We start from the raw sequence: 16,367 nt of genomic DNA, 5'->3' as shown, positions 1-16,367 counted from the left end.
GCTATAAAACTTTATGATTACAGGATAGGAAAGCAGCTATTGTAATCGCAAACTATAAAAAACCTATTAATATTATTGCTAATAAAATAGTTCATGCACATAATTATACTAAAATAGTTATGATGTGATATTCATAAAGCGATGTCGATACGGTATTAAAAAGTGGAAGAAGAGTGGTCCAGATAAAAAAAAGAGGAAAAGAAGGGTGATAAGTTAGTAGAAAAAAACTTTTTTATCCCTCAGCAACTAACTCCCTTATGTTAACATGGTTTTAACCTGAGGTCAGCTAATATAACTGTCTCACTGGTCTACCTTAAAACCTTACTATTTTTATGGATATATAGTATAAATGTTGTATACCCACAAAAAATATAAGGAATACGTTATGAACTGGCCATTATTCTCTGTTATCTATTCAATAGCCGCAACCGTTATTATTGGTGTATTGATGATCACAGCACTGTTATCTCCATTTAACCAAATTCCACATATCCAAATGGCAGTGGCTGCTGGTCTGCTAATCTCTATTCCTGTTGGGTTGTTTTTTACCAAAAAAGTTGGCAGCATTACCGGTAATGAGGAAGGCTATAAAGTAATTCATTAGTCACATAAAATTATTATAATAAAATAATAAGTGATACCAAATAAGAATTAAAAAAACAGCCTCATAAAAGAGACTGTTTTTTTTGATTCTACATTAAGGCTATTAGGTAATCAGAGCTATTTCATCAATAGTTCTATAGAAGGTTAAGCAGCCGTTATTTTAGCTCAACGGTCGCGCCATTTTCGATATTGGCATAAACTTCTAACACATCCCAGTTAGTCAAGCGCACGCAACCTGCCGATGCTTGACGGCTAATGCCTTCGGGCTTTGGTGAACCGTGTAGGCCATAAGAGGGTTTAGACAATCCCATCCAGACAACGCCTACTGGGTTATTAGGGCCAGGTGGTAACATGTGCACTTTCTTTTGATCACCTTCGCCAACGGTGGCTTTATACCATGGCATTTTGACTTTATTCACAATTTTAAAGGTGCCCTGCGGTGATGGCGTACTGTCACTACCGACGGTGGTCGGATAGGTAGCGACCAGTTTGTCACCATTATAGGCGTACAAAGTTTTATCAGCTTTATTTGCAACCACACGGGTGATGCGTTCTTTTAGTGCACCGCGGCTATTGAGTACGGTAACCGTCTCGCCAGCTTGATAGTTTTTATTTTTGTTTAACTTATCAAGATAACGCACGTCCATATGGAAGCGTTCACCAAGCATCTCTTTGATGTCTTGATAATACAGACCTTTCATTTTTGACTTTTCTTCTGAGCCTGCTGGTGTGATCGCAAAATTGGTATTGATATCCTCATCAGTTAGAGTATAAGTCACCAAAATCGGTTTATTAGCAGGAATGTTTTTATTTAGTGCATCCCACGTATTTTGATCCATCTTACCGGTTGCGGTTAAGCCTTTCATGTTTTGAAAGTTGATTAGGGCTTTTTTGCTGTTCATGCCCCAGCCGCCATCAATGGCACCAGGCGATGCGTGGTTCCAATCTAGCAATGTCTGTATTTTGATGGTCATTGCCGAGTTGACCTTCATATTCGGCGACCAAGTGGCATCGTTTACTTGTTTAGCATAGCTCGATAGATTCAGTGTGGTGTGTTTTTTACCATCGATATCTTCGATGTTTTTAATACTGGTATCGTCGTTTAAGCCTTGATATTGTTGATTATCAGGTAGCGCAAAACCAAAAGCATCGGATGCATCAATAGAGGAGGCAGCAACTGCTTGACCGCCACTGATGTCATCAGACTGCTCATCCTTACGCGTTAGTTCCGCTACGCTCATATTATCAGCGGCAGGCTTAGACTTTGGCTGCGGCTGAGTTTTTTGTTTAGGCTGGGGCGTTGATTTGGCAACAGGGGCAGTCTTTGCTACGGCAGCTCTATTATTCATAGAAGTACTACGATTTACTTGCACATCTAGGCTAGTCAATACCGCGAGGCTTGGTAATTTATCAGCAGTACGTACTGGTAAAGTGCGATTGCTGTCGATAGGGGCAGCAAGGGCACTAAAACTCATAGTGGCGCTCAGAGCCGCGATTGACATAGAAATAATTAGTGGCTTTATTTTCATAATATTGAGTCACATCTGGAAGTTATAATGCGGCTATTATGCGCATAATTTGGGCGCTTCGCAAACTTTTGACACACCTTTTTGTAGTGATAGAACATTGAGCAGCAGTCGCTGACGTATCGACTACAATACAGTAATGATTGGATGGTGCTCTCTCTAGAATATTGCTTGTTTTTCTGTTTGGTAACTTTCCAGTAAGGTATTAATATCATAAAAAATTCTTACAAAGGTAAATATTAGCTCACAATTATTTAATGAGCTTCCTTTTACCAAAGTAAGTTCCACAGTTATTGGCGCTGCATAACGTTTGTGTCTATAATGCGCTAACAGCGTTTTATTCAACCCATTAACATGCAGTCAACGAGTACGTAGCCAACGAATACGTAGCCAATGAGCATGTCATCTATAAGGTGAGTTATGTCAGAACACCAGACTATCAGTGCAGAAGATTTTCAGAATCAATATTTTAGTGGTCACGCCTCGCATGAGTTCGACCTTGACTCTGACAATGACTTGGCATCGGACGAGACTGGATTGCTCACTGAGCACAGCCAGTTTGCAACTTTGCATGCGGAGCTTGAAGAAGCCCGTGAACAATTATTTAGCATTCGTGATTTTATCCGCTTTGGTGTTACCCAGTTACGCAATTATGATGTGGTGGTAGCACAAGGAACCACGGATGAGTTTGCTGAAGCTTCAGCTATTGTGATGCATTCTTTGTCTTTAGATTGGTCTGCTAGTGAGCAGATTTTAGATTGCCGTCTGACGTCGTCAGAAAAGCAAGGCGTGCTGGCGTTATTAGAAGAACGTATTGCCGAGCGTAAGCCATTAAGCTATTTGATTAATTTGGCTTATTTTTGTGATTTGCCTTTTTATGTTGATGAACGGGTATTAATTCCACGCTCGCCGATAGCAGAACTGATTCGCCAGCAATTTTATCCTTATTTTGATGCGAATGAATTGGCTAAACCGCTTGGCGCTAACGTCAACGAGCAACCTACTAAGTTTTATGAACATGGGCTTGAGGTGATGCAACTATCACAACCAGAACGTATTTTAGATATGTGTACGGGTTCTGGCTGTATTGCTATCGCGCTTGCAACCCGTTTCGTCGATGCGCTGGTTGATGCCGTTGATATTGATAAAGGTGCGTTAGAAGTGGCCATGGTCAACGTTGATCATCATGACCTGAATCATCAAGTCAATGTGATTGAATCAGACTTATTTGCCAAGCTACCACCTGAACACCAATACGAGCTTATCGTTACCAATCCTCCGTACGTTGATGCTGCGATTATGGCAGACTTACCGCCTGAGTTTTTATATGAGCCTGAGCATGCACTAGCGGCTGGGCAAGATGGACTCGATTTAGTCCATCATATTTTATTTGAAGCGGCAGATTATTTAAGTCCTGAAGGATTATTGGTTTGCGAAGTTGGTGACAGCGAGTGGGCATTGAACCAAGCTTACCCTGACATTCAGTTTGATTGGCTCAAATTTGCAAATGGGGGTCACGGGGTATTTGCGATTACTTTTGATGAATTGACCGCACACCGAGACTTGTTTGCACATTACGTACAGCTATTGGATAACAACCAGTAATTAATGACAACGCCTAATCAATAGGTTTTACCCGTTTAAGGACAAACATGGCAGGCAATAGTATTGGAAAACTTTTTTGTGTGACCACTTGTGGTGAGTCGCATGGTGCTGGCTTATTAGCTATTGTAGATGGTGTACCGCCAGGCTTGGCGTTATCGGCTGAAGATTTGCAAATAGATTTAGATCGCCGTAAACCTGGTACTTCGAAATACTCAACCCAGCGCCGTGAGTCTGACGAGGTAGAAATTATCTCTGGCATCTTTGAAGGTAAAACCACCGGCACATCTATTGGTCTATTGATTCGTAATACCAATCAAAAATCAAAAGATTATGGCGAGATTAAAGATACTTTTCGTCCCGGTCACGCGGATTATACGTATAGTATGAAGTATGGTTTTCGTGATTATCGTGGTGGCGGGCGTTCCTCAGCACGTGAGACTGCAATGCGGGTTGCTGCTGGCGCGATTGCTAAAAAGTATTTACAAGAGCGCTTGGGTGTGCAAGTTCGTGGTCATGTGACTCAGATAGGCCCTGAAAAGAGTCAAGTTCTTGATCCAAGTCAAATTGATTGGGAGTTTGTTAATAGCAACCCGTTCTTTTGTGCAGATAAAGACGCGATTGGACGTTTTGAGACTTTGATAGATAGCTTGCGCCGTGAAGGGACTAGCTGCGGTGCCCGTTTAGAGATTATTGCTAGTGGCGTACCCGTAGGTTTAGGTGAGCCGGTATTTGACCGTTTAGATGCTGAGATTGCCCATGCTATGATGAGTATCAATGCGGTAAAAGGCGTTGAGATTGGTGATGGTATGGCTGTTGCTGAGCAGTTCGGTCATAGTGCTCGTGATGAGATGACCCCTGATGGCTTTACGGCCAATCATGCTGGTGGGATTTTGGGTGGTATCTCTTCTGGGCAAGATATTCGCGTCACTATCGCCCTTAAACCGACATCTAGTATTACTACCGCTGGTAAAAGTATTAATAACCAAGGTGAAGCAGTCGATATGTTGACTAAAGGCCGTCATGACCCTTGCGTTGGTGTGCGGGCAACACCCATTGCTGAAGCGATGTTGGCCATTGTATTGCTTGACCATTATCTACGTAATCGTGGACAGAATGGTGACGTTAAGCAACCGCTAGCTTCAATTACTTAAATTCTGCTTTTTAAACAATCTGCTCTTTATGACCTCTAATAATGTTTAATTGGAGGTCATACAGGGCTTTTTTATATCTTTAGAAAAGCAAAAATAAGGTTTAATAATAAGCTGCACTGCGCTCACTGTTATAAAAACACGTTAAGAAGTGATAAGTAGTTATTGCAACCGCGCTCAGTCGCAAGGGTGCAGGGAGATGTAGTATAATAAGCGCCATTATAAAAATCATAAATCTATTATAGAAGCTAATATAACTAAGTCATATGCCTGTTCTATCAAAAAATATCAATATATAAAGGAAGTGATATGAGTAAATATCTAGATTGTGTCATCGTAGAACACAACCCTACTAAAAAAGTTATCAACCGATCCGTAATTTGGTTGCATGGGTTGGGCGCTAGTGGTCATGATTTTGAGCCAGTGGTACCACAACTGGGTTTGGCTGATGATATGGCAATACGTTTCCTATTTCCTCATGCCCCACAGCGACCAGTAACGGTCAATGGCGGCATGATTATGCCAGCTTGGTATGATATCTTTGAGATGAGCCTTGAGCGTAAAGTTGATATTGGTCAAATTGAAGAATCTACGCAACAGATTCATGACTTGATTGCCCGTGAGATAGAACGCGGTGTGTCACCCGAACATATTGTTATTGCTGGGTTCTCGCAGGGCGGGGCAGTAGCTTATCATGTGGCGCTAGGTTATCCGCAGCGTTTGGCAGGCTTAATGGCGTTGTCTACTTATCTAGCAACCAATGATAATCTAGACTACAGCACTGCTAATAGAGGCATGCCGATATTAATTGAGCATGGCACGCATGACCCGGTAGTGCCCGTTATTCTTGGCGAACAAGCGCAGCAGCTACTAACGTCTAAAGGTTATAAAGTTGATTATCGTACATACCCAATGGCGCATCAGGTATGTATGCCGCAGATTGAAGATATTGGCGACTGGTTAAATCAAGTGCTGGCTTAGCTGCTATTCAATTCCTTAAGCTGTAACTTAATGTAATATTGGCTGTATAGTGGTTGCCACACTGGCTCCAATTCATTTATAATACATAAATCAATTGGGGATGTTCTGGCTTCGACGCTGGTGATGAAACTCAATGATGCATGTCGAGAGTATATGTCCTCTCGTAAATCAAACATATATTGTTATAGTCGCAAACGACGAAAATTACGCTCTAGCAGCTTAAACCCTGTTTACTTAGTTGCTGATCATCTACAGTTGGTCAACTAAGTTGAAGCGTCCGCATGTAGAAGCGCCACAAGTGGTTGTCTCAATTGCTTGGGTTTAAAAGTAGAGAATCGTTCTATCCATCCTGACTGTCGGATCGGTGCGAACTAAAACCAAAGACAGAAACTAAACATGTAGATTCATGAGCGTAATGCTGGCGGACGCGGGTTCAACTCCCGCCATCTCCACCAAACAACGATAAAGGGCTGACCGTCATAGACTGTTAGCCCTTTATTTTGGGTGTTTTTCAGGTATTGAGGGTTATGTAGGGGTATAGCGTCCTATATAGAATGTTGGTATTATTGTTGGTATTAGAGTTTATACACGCGCTCAATACCAACAAAGGATAGTTCAATGCCCTTAACTCATACCGTTATCAATAAGCTACAGCCCAGTAGCACCTCTATTGATACAAAGCGACCTGATAAACATAGCGATGGTAACGGGCTGCAATTATGGGTGCGCTATACAGGAGTTAAGTCATGGATCAGCGCCTATCGCTGGCAAGGCAAACAGCAAACCCTCACTATTGGCACTTATCCAGTAATGAGCCTTCAAAATGCACGCCAGCGCAATATTGAGATCAAACGCTTAATAGCTGATGGTGTGAACCCTAAAGACCATAAGAGAGAGCAGCAAGCCAGCCAAGATGGTTTAAATGTTTTCGATAACATAGCCCAGTCATGGTATGCAGAACGCAAAACCTACCTAGCAGAAAGCACTTTTTCCCGTAATTATTCCGCTTACATGCGCGATGTTAAGCCCTCTATTGGTCAAAAGAACATAAACGACATAACCGCGCCTGATGTATTGGCTATTGGTAAAGCAGTAGAGAGCCGCGGCGCTAATGAAATGGCAAGGCGGACTATTAGAGAAGTAGGGCAGATATTCAAGCACGCCATACGCAATGGACTAGCCACGCATAACCCAGCCACCGACCTAGCCGAAGCCATCAAGCCACACAAAACCGTCAATCATAGCCGTATCACTAGCCAGCAACTACCTAAACTATTAAAAGATATTAATGCTTATGATGGTGATCTATTAGTAAAGCTAGGCTTATGGTTTTTGTGCTATACGTTTGTGCGTACTAATGAATTGCGCTTTATGGAATGGCAGGACATAGATTTTAATCGTGGCTTATGGATTGTCCCAGCTGAAAAGATGAAAGCTAGGCGCTTGCATATCGTGCCACTAGCACCGCAAGCAGTAGCGATATTGAAGCAGATTAAAGAACTGGGCTTTTCGGATCAGTATGTTTTCTTCAATACTTCAACCCGTAAGCCATACAGTCAAAGCGCCTTTATTAATGCCCTATGGAATATGGGTTACAAAGGCAAGATGACAGGGCACGGGTTTAGAGGGCTTGCCAGTACCACGTTGCATGAGCAGGAATACATGCACGAAGCGATAGAGCTACAGCTGGCACATGATAGAGAAAACAAGATCAGTGCAGCATACAACGGGGCGCAGCACTTACCATACAGAATAAACATGATGCACCAATGGGCAAATTTCATTGATGATGCCTATGCTGGCAAGCTTGATAACGTCATACACGCCAGCTTTAAACAACAAACACAAAAGCATGGGTAATGCTATGTAGTAACGACTATGCAAGGCTAGGACTAATTACCCGAACGACAGTTATTCACACCCTTATGCTGTCACTGCCTTGCACCTACTTTGATTTAAGGGTGTAGGGGTGTGTATTGTGACTTATGTAGTTTACGATGATGATGGTTTTAACGCTAAGTCTGGTCGCTTAACGTATGAAGCTATTGAGAGGTTTATAATAAAACCAACTATAGACTTGATGTTAAATAGTATTCTTGATAATAAAAACTGTAATGAAGCACAGTCTGCAATTAATATTGCTTTTTTGGAACACCAAGAAACTCTTATGAGTGATTATGTAGCATTATACGATTATGATCTTAGCCCTGATACTTCTGATTATGAATGTGACTGTGAAGGTGTTTGTGAGCGTCAATGTCTAGTTAATGCTGTAGTAAGTTATAACTTCAAAGAAATCGTAAGGCAGTTTGAAGCTGGTATTGATGATGATGTTGCAGAGTTAGCATACGTCACAGATGAATATACCGAAGAAGATTTTATGAGAATAAGAGAAGTCTCTTACGATGTGACAAGGGTTTTATTATATAGAGAGTTAGGGAGATGGGCTTTTTATAATGGCGCTTATGAAACTGGAATAAGTTATAACAGTGTATCTACACTAATTTACGGCGGTGCTATACGAAATAAGACACAAAATTTTGATAGCTATATAAAAGAAGAAATATCCAATAGAAATAGAAAAGCGTCTGATGCAAGGTGGCAGCCACATAGAGAGAAAAAAAAGGAGCGAAAAGAAAAATATCTCAAGATTATGAAAGATAAAGGGTTTAGCACTTATACCGATGCAGCTACCTATATTAAGCTGCATATTGATACAGGCAAAAATCCTTCATTCCCTACTGTATGTCGTTTATTGAGTGAAGCTGACAAGGGAGATTTTTCATAATAGAATGTCGTATGCATGCATCAAACATTATATGCATGCATACGGCACTCTATGCATGGACGAGTATTTAGCTAAAAACTCTCGCCCCCTAAGATAGCTCATGTAAGCCGTAGCGTCCGTTACGGCTCAATACACTACATGGAGCTATGAACATGACACAGCAACAAGCTACCCAAGACACGCCAGTAATCCCCTTTACTAGTGACACCTCGAACGATACCCAACCAACCACCGCAAACAGTCCAGCTATGCAACTGCCTACTACTGGCATGGGCAGAGCAAAGGACATTTTGCCGTTCCTACCTTTTAGCAAAACCACGCTTTTTGAATGGTCAAAAGATGGGCGTTTTGTTGCACCCGTTAAGTTATCGCCAACAATGACCGCGTGGAGCTATGCAGCGGTTCACGAATGGATCAACAAACACACCTTAACCACAAGCAAGGTGTAGATCATGCTTACTATATTAAATAACACTATACGAATGATAGACGGCTTGTATTCACTAAATGACCTACATAAGGCTAGTGGCAGTGATAACAAGCACAAGCCAGCAAACTTTGTAAGACTAGAAAATACTAAGAGCTTAATTAATGAAATAGAGCGTTGCTCAGATATGAGTAACGAAGCCAATTCAATAGCTTATAAGGTCATTCAAGGTGGTCATGCAGATCAGCAAGGTACTTTCGTATGCCGTGAGCTTGTTTACAGCTATGCCATGTGGATTAGCCCACGTTTTCAACTATTGGTGATACGCGCTTTTGACTCGATGGTGAGCCAACAGGTAGAGCTTAGCGAACGACTTAACAAATTATGTCATGAGCTAAACACTATTGATGCTGGATTGACTAGCGCAGGGCGTTTTCTTTGCATAGGTGGTAAGCAGATCAAGCCACAGTTGAAACAGCATATTGATAGCACTATCAAGCAAATGCAGACTAGTCTTAATCTTGTAGGAGGTGCTGATAATGAATAGTGATAACGAACGCTTAGAACCGCGCCTAGTAGCAGTCGATAGTTATTATCTATCTGTCATTGATGACCGCATACAAGACCTATCAAACGATGCTGAGAGCCTATCAATGGCGCTTAGTGCTATCAAGACCGATGATGACGCAAGCAAATGCGTATTAGTCGCTGTAAGGTCTGCCTTACTCGCTAATAGTGAGCTTGCAAGCATAGTTAGCGAAATGATGGGAGGGCTTACCTTACTGCCTGAATTGGAGGTATCAAGCCATGTCCGATAACCCTATCAAAACTGACCTTGAACCCCAGCACGGGACATACAGTCGCGTACAAGCTGGCAAGCGAGGCTTACTACTAAGATTTACTATCTTTATGGCATGGGTAGTAGGTATTGGCTTGCTATTGTCATTTTTGGCTTGCACACCAGTTGAGGCAAAACCGATTGCAAGTGACAATAGCAGCGGTTACTATATAGACCTCTCAAAAAACGTTAGCGGACAAGCCAGCCGTTATTTATTGGCTTTTTTTGTGCCTGATAATAGCCCAGCCTCTCAAGCTGTCACTATACAATCAAGCACCGCCCCGAAAGCGCAGTTAAGCGCCACAAGGGATCATTCCCTCATATCTATAGCAAGTCATTTGCTAACCGACTATGACGGGTTGACGCTGCAAAATAAAATAGCCGTAAGGCGAATATGCAGGGCGGTTACTAACGTTACCGAGAGTAAGACCCGTCACCCTATATCTTTACTGTATAGCGTGGCATTCACTCAAAAAACGTTAGGGGCTATCCATCATGGCTAACTCAATCAGCACGACCTCAAAAAAAAACCATCTTAAAACCCCAATAGACACCCATGAAAAAGCCCACGCATTTAGCGCAGGCTTTGAAATGATAAGTAGATTTAATGCAGCCACACGGCAAGGGCTGGCAGATGACAATATATTACTTAGTCTTTATAACTTATATGAGCAGTTAAGCATACAAGATAAGTTACTGAACATTGATGACAATATTACCATAACTACGGGCTTTGATACAGGATCGAGAGCGCCTACAGCTGGCACGATAGGGCTAGTATTGTCTAATAATCAAGATCAACCCGTAACCCTTGCCAGTGTCACGCCTAACTGCAATCAAAAGCCGTTAATCATTGACCGTATGCAGCCGACAGCGTTAATCATTGGCACGTTAGACAGTGCTAACGAGATCATAGCCATTGATAACTTAGATGATGCGGTCATGATTGCTCAACACTTGATAGCTGATAATGTCACGCTATTGGTATGCCTTGATAGTCTGCTATTTAATAGCACGGTAAAGCATTTTGCAGAAGCCTACCCCGTGACCATCTTTACCACCATAGATAAAAAAGATAAGGTCTGTAAACCGCTGGCAGGTTGCAACGTCAAGGCGGTTATTACTGTTTTTGATCTACTGACACAGCTAGACAATTACTCAACCTATGCCAGTATTCTAGCCGATGATGATACGAGCATAATTGACCTACAGGCGGAAATATGGGGCGAACCTGAACCATTAGCCAATGACCCAAGCCAGCCTACACCTTACCCTATAGAGGCGTTCAAAGGACTGCTAAAGAATGTTGTTCAGGCAGTGGCGCACTACTCACAAGTACCTGATGCAATGGCAGGACAATGCGTATTAGGCGCACTGGCACACATGGGGCAGCGTTTTATTGATGCACCAATGGGGCACGGTCACATGCCAACCAGTCTAATGTTAATCACAGAGGGGGAAAGCGGATCAGGTAAAACACAGGCTATGGGCTTAACTCACTTTAAGATTAAAGAGTATGAGCGCCAGCAATACACCAACTATTTAGATGATGTATCAACATGGGAAAGTGACAAGGCAAGTCTAAAAGGTAAAGAGCAAGCCACTTTTATAGATGAAAACCCTAAGCCTAAAAACCCTAAGACCTTGTTTGATGATGCCACCATTGAGCCAATATTAGATAGGTTTATCAGTGGTGAAATGACCAACGCATCATGGACAACAGACGAAGCAGGTCAATTCTTTAATGGTCACACCATGACAGGTGACACCGCTGGCAGCGCCTTATCAGCACTTACGAAGTTATGGAGTGATGGCGAAGTATCGCGGTTACGTTCGCAAAAGTCAGCATACGCCACACCGCAAACAGATGCCCATAACGTACGCATGACGCTACTGCTACAAGGTCAACGGGTAGTATTAGAGCAAGCATTAACTGATCCACTTATGAACGGGCAAGGCTTTTTAGCAAGGGCATTGATAGCTTGCCCACCTGATTTACGGGGCAAACGTGTATGGGACAACCCCCAGCGTAGGAACGACAGCCCCTATGATAATCCTGACTTAATAGAATTTTGGGCACGCTGTCATGCCTTACTTGATCCATTACCAGCAAGCCAGCCCAATGACAGCACAGGCACACCCCAGCGCATTAAGATGCAATGGGCAAACCAGCAAGCAGAACAAACCTTTTATCAGCACATGCAAGCGATAGAAAACCGCCAAGCCAACGGGCAGACATTGGAATATCTAAAAGCGTATGCCTCACGAATGGCAGAGAACGCCAGCCGTATCGCTGCATTAATGGCTTTCTTTGATGGGCGTAAGGTAATCACTACAGACGATATTACACGCGCTTTTATGTTGGTTGAGTATTCCACAGCCGAACGCTTGCGCTACCTTGATGCAACGCCTACAGGTGAGCAGAACGACAGTGAGAAGCTAAGCAGCTGGCTAGTGGATAAAGCGAGGGGTAAAAATCCGCCTATGTTAAATCGTACTGATGCCTACAATGGCGCACCTAAGCCAATGCGTAAAAATAACAAGCTACTGCAAAATGAGTTAGACAACTTAGAAAGTATGGGGCACATTAGACAGGTGCAAGATGGTAAAAAGAGAGTGATTTATATTAACCCTAAGTTATTTATATAACCGTGTGTGCCTGAAAACGTGCCTTTTTTGCCTAAATAGCCCTTAGCCCATATAGCTAGGGGCTTTTGCTTAGTAAAGGCATTTGCCTAAACGTGCCTAAGTTGCCTAAACTGTCCTAAAACCATGGTCATTTAGGCACAATAAAGGCAATTTAGGCACGCTTAGGACGGGGGTATTACTAACTTGATGCTATACAGGGCAAAGCTTACAAGCTATTTAGGCAACAAAGGCATATTTTCTTAGGTATAACCTATATTAGCAGGCAGGACAATCGCCTATTAGGTGAACAGGTGCCATCATAATTCTACAAGGTAGGCGTTCATCGTCTGCCTTTTTTATTGCCTGATGTTGAGAAATGTTGAAATCTGAATTACTAACCCTTGCCGTAATCTTGCCGTAATCAAAGTCTTTGAGGCTGTTAAGAAATGTTAAGGTTTAAAACTGAATAAGTGGCATTCATTGGACAAACCAAGCCTTTTTATAATGCTCAACAACCTAAGGTTTCCCCTAGGTTCTAGATAATCGAGAACCTAACAAAACCTAACATTCAAAACAGAACAATGCAGCCGCGCATGTTGTCAAAAGTTAACATTCAGCACAACAGCAAACTACTACTTTTTACTACATTGGCAGCACCTAGTCATCATGACGAACCCCAAGAATACCCCAAGGTTAGAACCCAGTAAAACCCAATATTCAAAACATGAGGTTTTAGCCCACCGATGACAACCCCCAGAACCTTACTTTTTGGACACCGTAGAGAGTCGCATAACAATATGTAAAAACATGACATTTTGCACCGCCGCCAACCTGTCATTCAAAACATGACAAAACATGACATTTTGCAATGCAATCACTCATCATTGCTAATATCACAAAGCTATGCAGCATAAGGGCTTAAATAGTTTATGGACAAGTATCGCGCGCGCACGCGAGGCAAACGACAATTACAGGGTTTTGCGGACTGCTATAAAAGTAATTTTCGGACATCGTAAGGGGTGGTTTTTGGACATCTTAGAAAGGACTTTTTTGAGTCCATAAAAAGGGATGGTTTTCGGACACGTTAGGGTAGTTCTTGGAGTCCATACAGGGGACTTTTCGGAGTCCATAAAAGAGGCGTTAAAATAATACTTCGAGTCCATAAAAAGGGCTAGGTTTATGCAACAGTAACGCACACGCGCAAGGTAGTTTTGCGAGTCCATAAAGGGGTAATTTTTCGGACTGTTATAAAAGATTGAGGGTAGTTAATGGAACAGTACGCGCACGGGGTAGATTTTGCCCATGATGGGTAGTTTCTTAACAAGTATCGAGAGGCAGCATAATAGACTTTTCGGACAGGTATCGCGAGGGCATGCAGATAGTGCAAACAATTACAAAATAATTTTTAGTTGACAGGGTAAACATTGAATAACAGCAAAATCAAAAACGATTGTTGGTATTATGGTTGGTATCGTCTTATTTTAAATTGTGTATAGTTATATAAATCAATGCTTTACGTCTATAGTTTAGTTTCCGCCATCTCCACCAAACATTTTAAATGAGCTCAACCACATAAGTGGTTGGCCTTTTTTAATGCAGGTAATTTATGGAAAATCATAATGACTTTTAAGAAAAAACTGGAAGAACACTTTAGTCAATTTGATTCATCACCTATTTTTTTCATCGGTTCTGGGGTATCTAGACGGTATCTAGGAGTTAGTTGTTGGGAAGACTTATTGAAACAGTTTGCTGAAAATATAGGTGTCAGTCATGTAAAACTTAGAGCTCAATCAAACGGTGACTTGACTGTATATGCTTAGCATTTGGCAAAAATTTATTCAGAAGAATGGTGGGAGACGAATGAAGGCAAAGCCTTGGTTGAGGAGAAAGAAAGTTTCCTGATTGATGAACAATCACCCTTAAAGTTTTCAATTTCAGAGTTTATTAGTAAATCTCATCACAATATTACTACTGATGCTGATTTACTTCATGATATAGAGTTGCTTTCAAAAGCAAATATAGATGGAGTCATAACGACTAATTGGGACATGTTTCTAGAGCAACGGTTTCCAAAATTCACACCTTTTATTGGTCAAGATGGTTTGATTACAGGTCGTAGCCATGGAATAGCAGAGATATACAAAATACATGGTTGTTGTTCTGAGCCTAACAGTTTAGTTTTAACTAAGCCAGATTATGATGAGTATAGAAAAACCCTTATTTGTCATCTAAGCTGCTGACTATGTTTATAGAAAGACCAGTAATCTTTTTAGGTTATTCACTTACTGACCAACATATTGCCGAAATCCTAGAGGATATCTTGAGCTGCTTTCCTGATAAAAGCTTGAATTTTCTAAAGAATAAATTACTTTTTGTAGAGTGGGAGCCGGAGGTTTAAGAACCAACAATTAGTGATTCAGTAATTCATAAGAAGATACCGATTAAGTATGTACAAACATCATCTTATAAAGAGATATTTGAAGTTCTTTGCGAGACTAAGAGACGCATCCCAGCACATTTATTTAGAGCCATTAAAGATGAACTTTATGAACTTGTGCTGACTGATGATCCAAAAGGAAAGCTATATGTTCGAGATTCAGAAGCAGTTACTGACGACCATACACAAACTGAATTTGTTGTTGGCTATGGTGCAATCTCGATGGTAAAAAGATCTGAAACGATGGCTAATAAAGGCTTAGTTGGTCTAGAGCTTTTTGACCTTATTCATGAGATAGTATTTGAAAATGGTGCTTATGATTGGCAGCAGGTAGTTAATGATGTATTACCTAAGCGATGTAAAGGTAATACTCGCATACCTATTTTTTACTTTGTGAATAAAGTAGGATTAATTGACTGTAAAGGTAAACTTTTTGATGGAGCAGAGCTTTCAGGAAACGTCGCTACTAAGTTTAATATTCAAGAAAAAGAGTTTCAATCCCAAGGTAGTGATAAAAAGCGCGCCAGAAGTATACCAGAGATAAATATTGGCGTTAATGAACTATATCAATGCGGAGACTTTGGGCTTTTCTTGAGAATGCTTCCTTACATGGGTTTTAATTTAATCAAGCAGGACTTAGATGTATTGTTAAAAATATTAAAAAAGCATATTGATGAAGCGTTAGCAACCAAGAATACTTCAAGTAATTTCTGTAAAGTAGTATGCATTTATGACTACGTAAAAAATAGTAATCGTTTTTAATATAATCCATTTTTTACTTATTTATAGTAGCAAAAACTTCATCCACAAAAAAAGCCAGTAACTTAGTTACTGGCTTTTTTATCAACGTTGAAGCAGATACCCTAAAGATTACTCTTCAGAATAATCTTCTTCGCTGTCTGTTTCTTCTACTTGATCTTCGTCATCACCATCTTCGGAGAGAATAGTAACTAAGATAGTCGCAGTAACGTCATGATGAAGCTGAATATCAACATTATATTCACCAATTTGACGTAAAGCGCCTTCTGGAAGCTTAATCTCAGCACGATCAACTTCTAGGCCTGAATTGGTTAATGCTTCAGCAATATCGCGGGTACCGATAGAGCCAAATAATTTACCTTCATCACCTGATTTAGCACGCATGATAACATTAACATCAGTTAAGGCATCAGCACGCTCTTGAGCGGCATTAAGTTCTGTTGCTTCCTCGGCTTCAAGTTCCGCACGACGTGCTTCGAACTTTTCAATGTTAGCTGCAGTAGCAGGTAACGCTTTGCCATGAGGGATAAGAAAGTTACGTCCGTAACCTGGTTTCACATCGACAGTTTCACCGAGTTTACCAAGGTTGACGATACGCTGTAACAAAATAATTTGCATGAGTCACTC

17 protein-coding genes and 1 other RNA gene are annotated in these 16,367 nt (G+C 41.3%); 16 read left to right on the top strand and 2 right to left on the bottom strand.

All coding sequences use genetic code 11. The features are described from left to right. The first annotated feature begins 385 nt into the window (after positions 1 to 385). Complete coding sequence (locus ES754_RS04415) at positions 386 to 604, top strand: hypothetical protein (RefSeq protein ID WP_147222397.1); 219 nt, start codon at positions 386 to 388, stop codon at positions 602 to 604. Positions 605 to 758: 154 nt separating this feature from the next. Here ES754_RS04415 and ES754_RS04410 read toward each other — a convergent pair whose 3' ends face one another. After that, positions 759 to 2,135: a L,D-transpeptidase family protein gene (locus ES754_RS04410; protein ID WP_420849926.1), complete on the bottom strand. Its 1,377-nt coding sequence runs from the start codon at positions 2,133 to 2,135 to the stop codon at positions 759 to 761. A gap of 414 nt (positions 2,136 to 2,549) precedes the next feature. Here ES754_RS04410 and prmB point away from each other — a divergent pair, with 414 nt between their 5' ends. The 15 genes from prmB (at position 2,550) to ES754_RS12215 (ending at position 15,743) form a co-directional block, all read left to right on the top strand. Beyond that, positions 2,550 to 3,734, top strand: coding sequence for a 50S ribosomal protein L3 N(5)-glutamine methyltransferase (prmB, locus tag ES754_RS04405; RefSeq protein WP_147222393.1), 1,185 nt, complete (start codon positions 2,550 to 2,552; stop codon positions 3,732 to 3,734). Between the two features lie 47 nt (positions 3,735 to 3,781). Continuing rightward, entirely contained in the window at positions 3,782 to 4,885 is a 1,104-nt protein-coding gene (aroC, locus tag ES754_RS04400) for a chorismate synthase (RefSeq protein ID WP_147222392.1), read from the top strand. Positions 4,886 to 5,191: 306 nt separating this feature from the next. Beyond that, the gene (locus tag ES754_RS04395; RefSeq protein WP_147222390.1) at positions 5,192 to 5,863 is read left to right on the top strand and encodes an alpha/beta hydrolase; all 672 of its coding nucleotides are present in this window, start codon (positions 5,192 to 5,194) and stop codon (positions 5,861 to 5,863) included. Between the two features lie 96 nt (positions 5,864 to 5,959). Next, positions 5,960 to 6,318, top strand: a transfer-messenger RNA (tmRNA) gene (gene ssrA / locus ES754_RS04390). Positions 6,319 to 6,481: 163 nt separating this feature from the next. After that, positions 6,482 to 7,723 (top strand): tyrosine-type recombinase/integrase, encoded by a 1,242-nt coding sequence (locus ES754_RS04385; protein WP_147222388.1) that lies wholly within the window; start codon positions 6,482 to 6,484, stop codon positions 7,721 to 7,723. Between the two features lie 118 nt (positions 7,724 to 7,841). Then, entirely contained in the window at positions 7,842 to 8,651 is an 810-nt protein-coding gene (locus ES754_RS04380) for a hypothetical protein (RefSeq protein WP_147222386.1), read from the top strand. 152 nt (positions 8,652 to 8,803) lie between these two features. Then, positions 8,804 to 9,100 (top strand): helix-turn-helix transcriptional regulator, encoded by a 297-nt coding sequence (locus ES754_RS04375; protein ID WP_228267759.1) that lies wholly within the window; start codon positions 8,804 to 8,806, stop codon positions 9,098 to 9,100. A 3-nt stretch (positions 9,101 to 9,103) separates the two neighbouring features. Further along, the gene (locus ES754_RS04370) at positions 9,104 to 9,625 is read left to right on the top strand and encodes a KilA-N domain-containing protein (protein WP_147222385.1); all 522 of its coding nucleotides are present in this window, start codon (positions 9,104 to 9,106) and stop codon (positions 9,623 to 9,625) included. Beyond that, positions 9,618 to 9,896, top strand: coding sequence for a hypothetical protein (locus tag ES754_RS04365; RefSeq protein ID WP_147222384.1), 279 nt, complete (start codon positions 9,618 to 9,620; stop codon positions 9,894 to 9,896). Before ES754_RS04370 ends, ES754_RS04365 begins: the two co-directional genes overlap by 8 nt. Next, positions 9,886 to 10,419: a hypothetical protein gene (locus ES754_RS04360; protein WP_147222382.1), complete on the top strand. Its 534-nt coding sequence runs from the start codon at positions 9,886 to 9,888 to the stop codon at positions 10,417 to 10,419. Before ES754_RS04365 ends, ES754_RS04360 begins: the two co-directional genes overlap by 11 nt. Further along, positions 10,412 to 12,565, top strand: a complete 2,154-nt coding sequence (locus ES754_RS04355; RefSeq protein ID WP_147222380.1) for a DUF3987 domain-containing protein — start codon at positions 10,412 to 10,414, stop codon at positions 12,563 to 12,565. Before ES754_RS04360 ends, ES754_RS04355 begins: the two co-directional genes overlap by 8 nt. A 1,598-nt stretch (positions 12,566 to 14,163) precedes the next feature. Beyond that, positions 14,164 to 14,364, top strand: coding sequence for a hypothetical protein (locus tag ES754_RS12225; RefSeq protein ID WP_227677689.1), 201 nt, complete (start codon positions 14,164 to 14,166; stop codon positions 14,362 to 14,364). 3 nt (positions 14,365 to 14,367) lie between these two features. Further along, the gene (locus ES754_RS12340) at positions 14,368 to 14,784 is read left to right on the top strand and encodes an SIR2 family protein (protein WP_265090703.1); all 417 of its coding nucleotides are present in this window, start codon (positions 14,368 to 14,370) and stop codon (positions 14,782 to 14,784) included. Positions 14,785 to 14,786: 2 nt separating this feature from the next. After that, positions 14,787 to 14,942 (top strand): SIR2 family protein, encoded by a 156-nt coding sequence (locus ES754_RS12495; protein WP_420825327.1) that lies wholly within the window; start codon positions 14,787 to 14,789, stop codon positions 14,940 to 14,942. Between the two features lie 156 nt (positions 14,943 to 15,098). Beyond that, positions 15,099 to 15,743, top strand: a complete 645-nt coding sequence (locus ES754_RS12215) for a hypothetical protein (protein ID WP_227677691.1) — start codon at positions 15,099 to 15,101, stop codon at positions 15,741 to 15,743. Positions 15,744 to 15,851: 108 nt separating this feature from the next. Here the strand turns inward: ES754_RS12215 and rplI are convergent, their stop codons facing one another. Next, positions 15,852 to 16,358: a 50S ribosomal protein L9 gene (gene rplI / locus ES754_RS04345; RefSeq protein WP_147222378.1), complete on the bottom strand. Its 507-nt coding sequence runs from the start codon at positions 16,356 to 16,358 to the stop codon at positions 15,852 to 15,854. Positions 16,359 to 16,367 lie beyond the last annotated feature (9 nt).

The sequence above is a fragment of the Psychrobacter frigidicola genome, from assembly GCF_007997305.1.
Classification (GTDB): Bacteria; Pseudomonadota; Gammaproteobacteria; order Pseudomonadales; family Moraxellaceae; genus Psychrobacter; species Psychrobacter frigidicola.
This window is presented reverse-complemented; position numbering and strand designations above follow the sequence as displayed.

Bases quoted from the DNA above. Each gene is read 5' to 3' on its own strand.
- ES754_RS04415 (WP_147222397.1), top strand. From the start codon at position 386: ATGAACTGGCCATTATTCTCTGTTATCTATTCAATAGCCGCAACCGTT.
- prmB (WP_147222393.1), top strand. From the start codon at position 2,550: ATGTCAGAACACCAGACTATCAGTGCAGAAGATTTTCAGAATCAATAT.
- aroC (WP_147222392.1), top strand. From the start codon at position 3,782: ATGGCAGGCAATAGTATTGGAAAACTTTTTTGTGTGACCACTTGTGGT.
- ES754_RS04395 (WP_147222390.1), top strand. From the start codon at position 5,192: ATGAGTAAATATCTAGATTGTGTCATCGTAGAACACAACCCTACTAAA.
- ES754_RS04385 (WP_147222388.1), top strand. From the start codon at position 6,482: ATGCCCTTAACTCATACCGTTATCAATAAGCTACAGCCCAGTAGCACC.
- ES754_RS04375 (WP_228267759.1), top strand. From the start codon at position 8,804: ATGACACAGCAACAAGCTACCCAAGACACGCCAGTAATCCCCTTTACT.
- ES754_RS04370 (WP_147222385.1), top strand. From the start codon at position 9,104: ATGCTTACTATATTAAATAACACTATACGAATGATAGACGGCTTGTAT.
- ES754_RS04365 (WP_147222384.1), top strand. From the start codon at position 9,618: ATGAATAGTGATAACGAACGCTTAGAACCGCGCCTAGTAGCAGTCGAT.
- ES754_RS04360 (WP_147222382.1), top strand. From the start codon at position 9,886: ATGTCCGATAACCCTATCAAAACTGACCTTGAACCCCAGCACGGGACA.
- ES754_RS04355 (WP_147222380.1), top strand. From the start codon at position 10,412: ATGGCTAACTCAATCAGCACGACCTCAAAAAAAAACCATCTTAAAACC.
- ES754_RS12225 (WP_227677689.1), top strand. From the start codon at position 14,164: ATGACTTTTAAGAAAAAACTGGAAGAACACTTTAGTCAATTTGATTCA.
- ES754_RS12495 (WP_420825327.1), top strand. From the start codon at position 14,787: ATGTTTATAGAAAGACCAGTAATCTTTTTAGGTTATTCACTTACTGAC.
- rplI (WP_147222378.1), bottom strand. From the start codon at position 16,358: ATGCAAATTATTTTGTTACAGCGTATCGTCAACCTTGGTAAACTCGGT.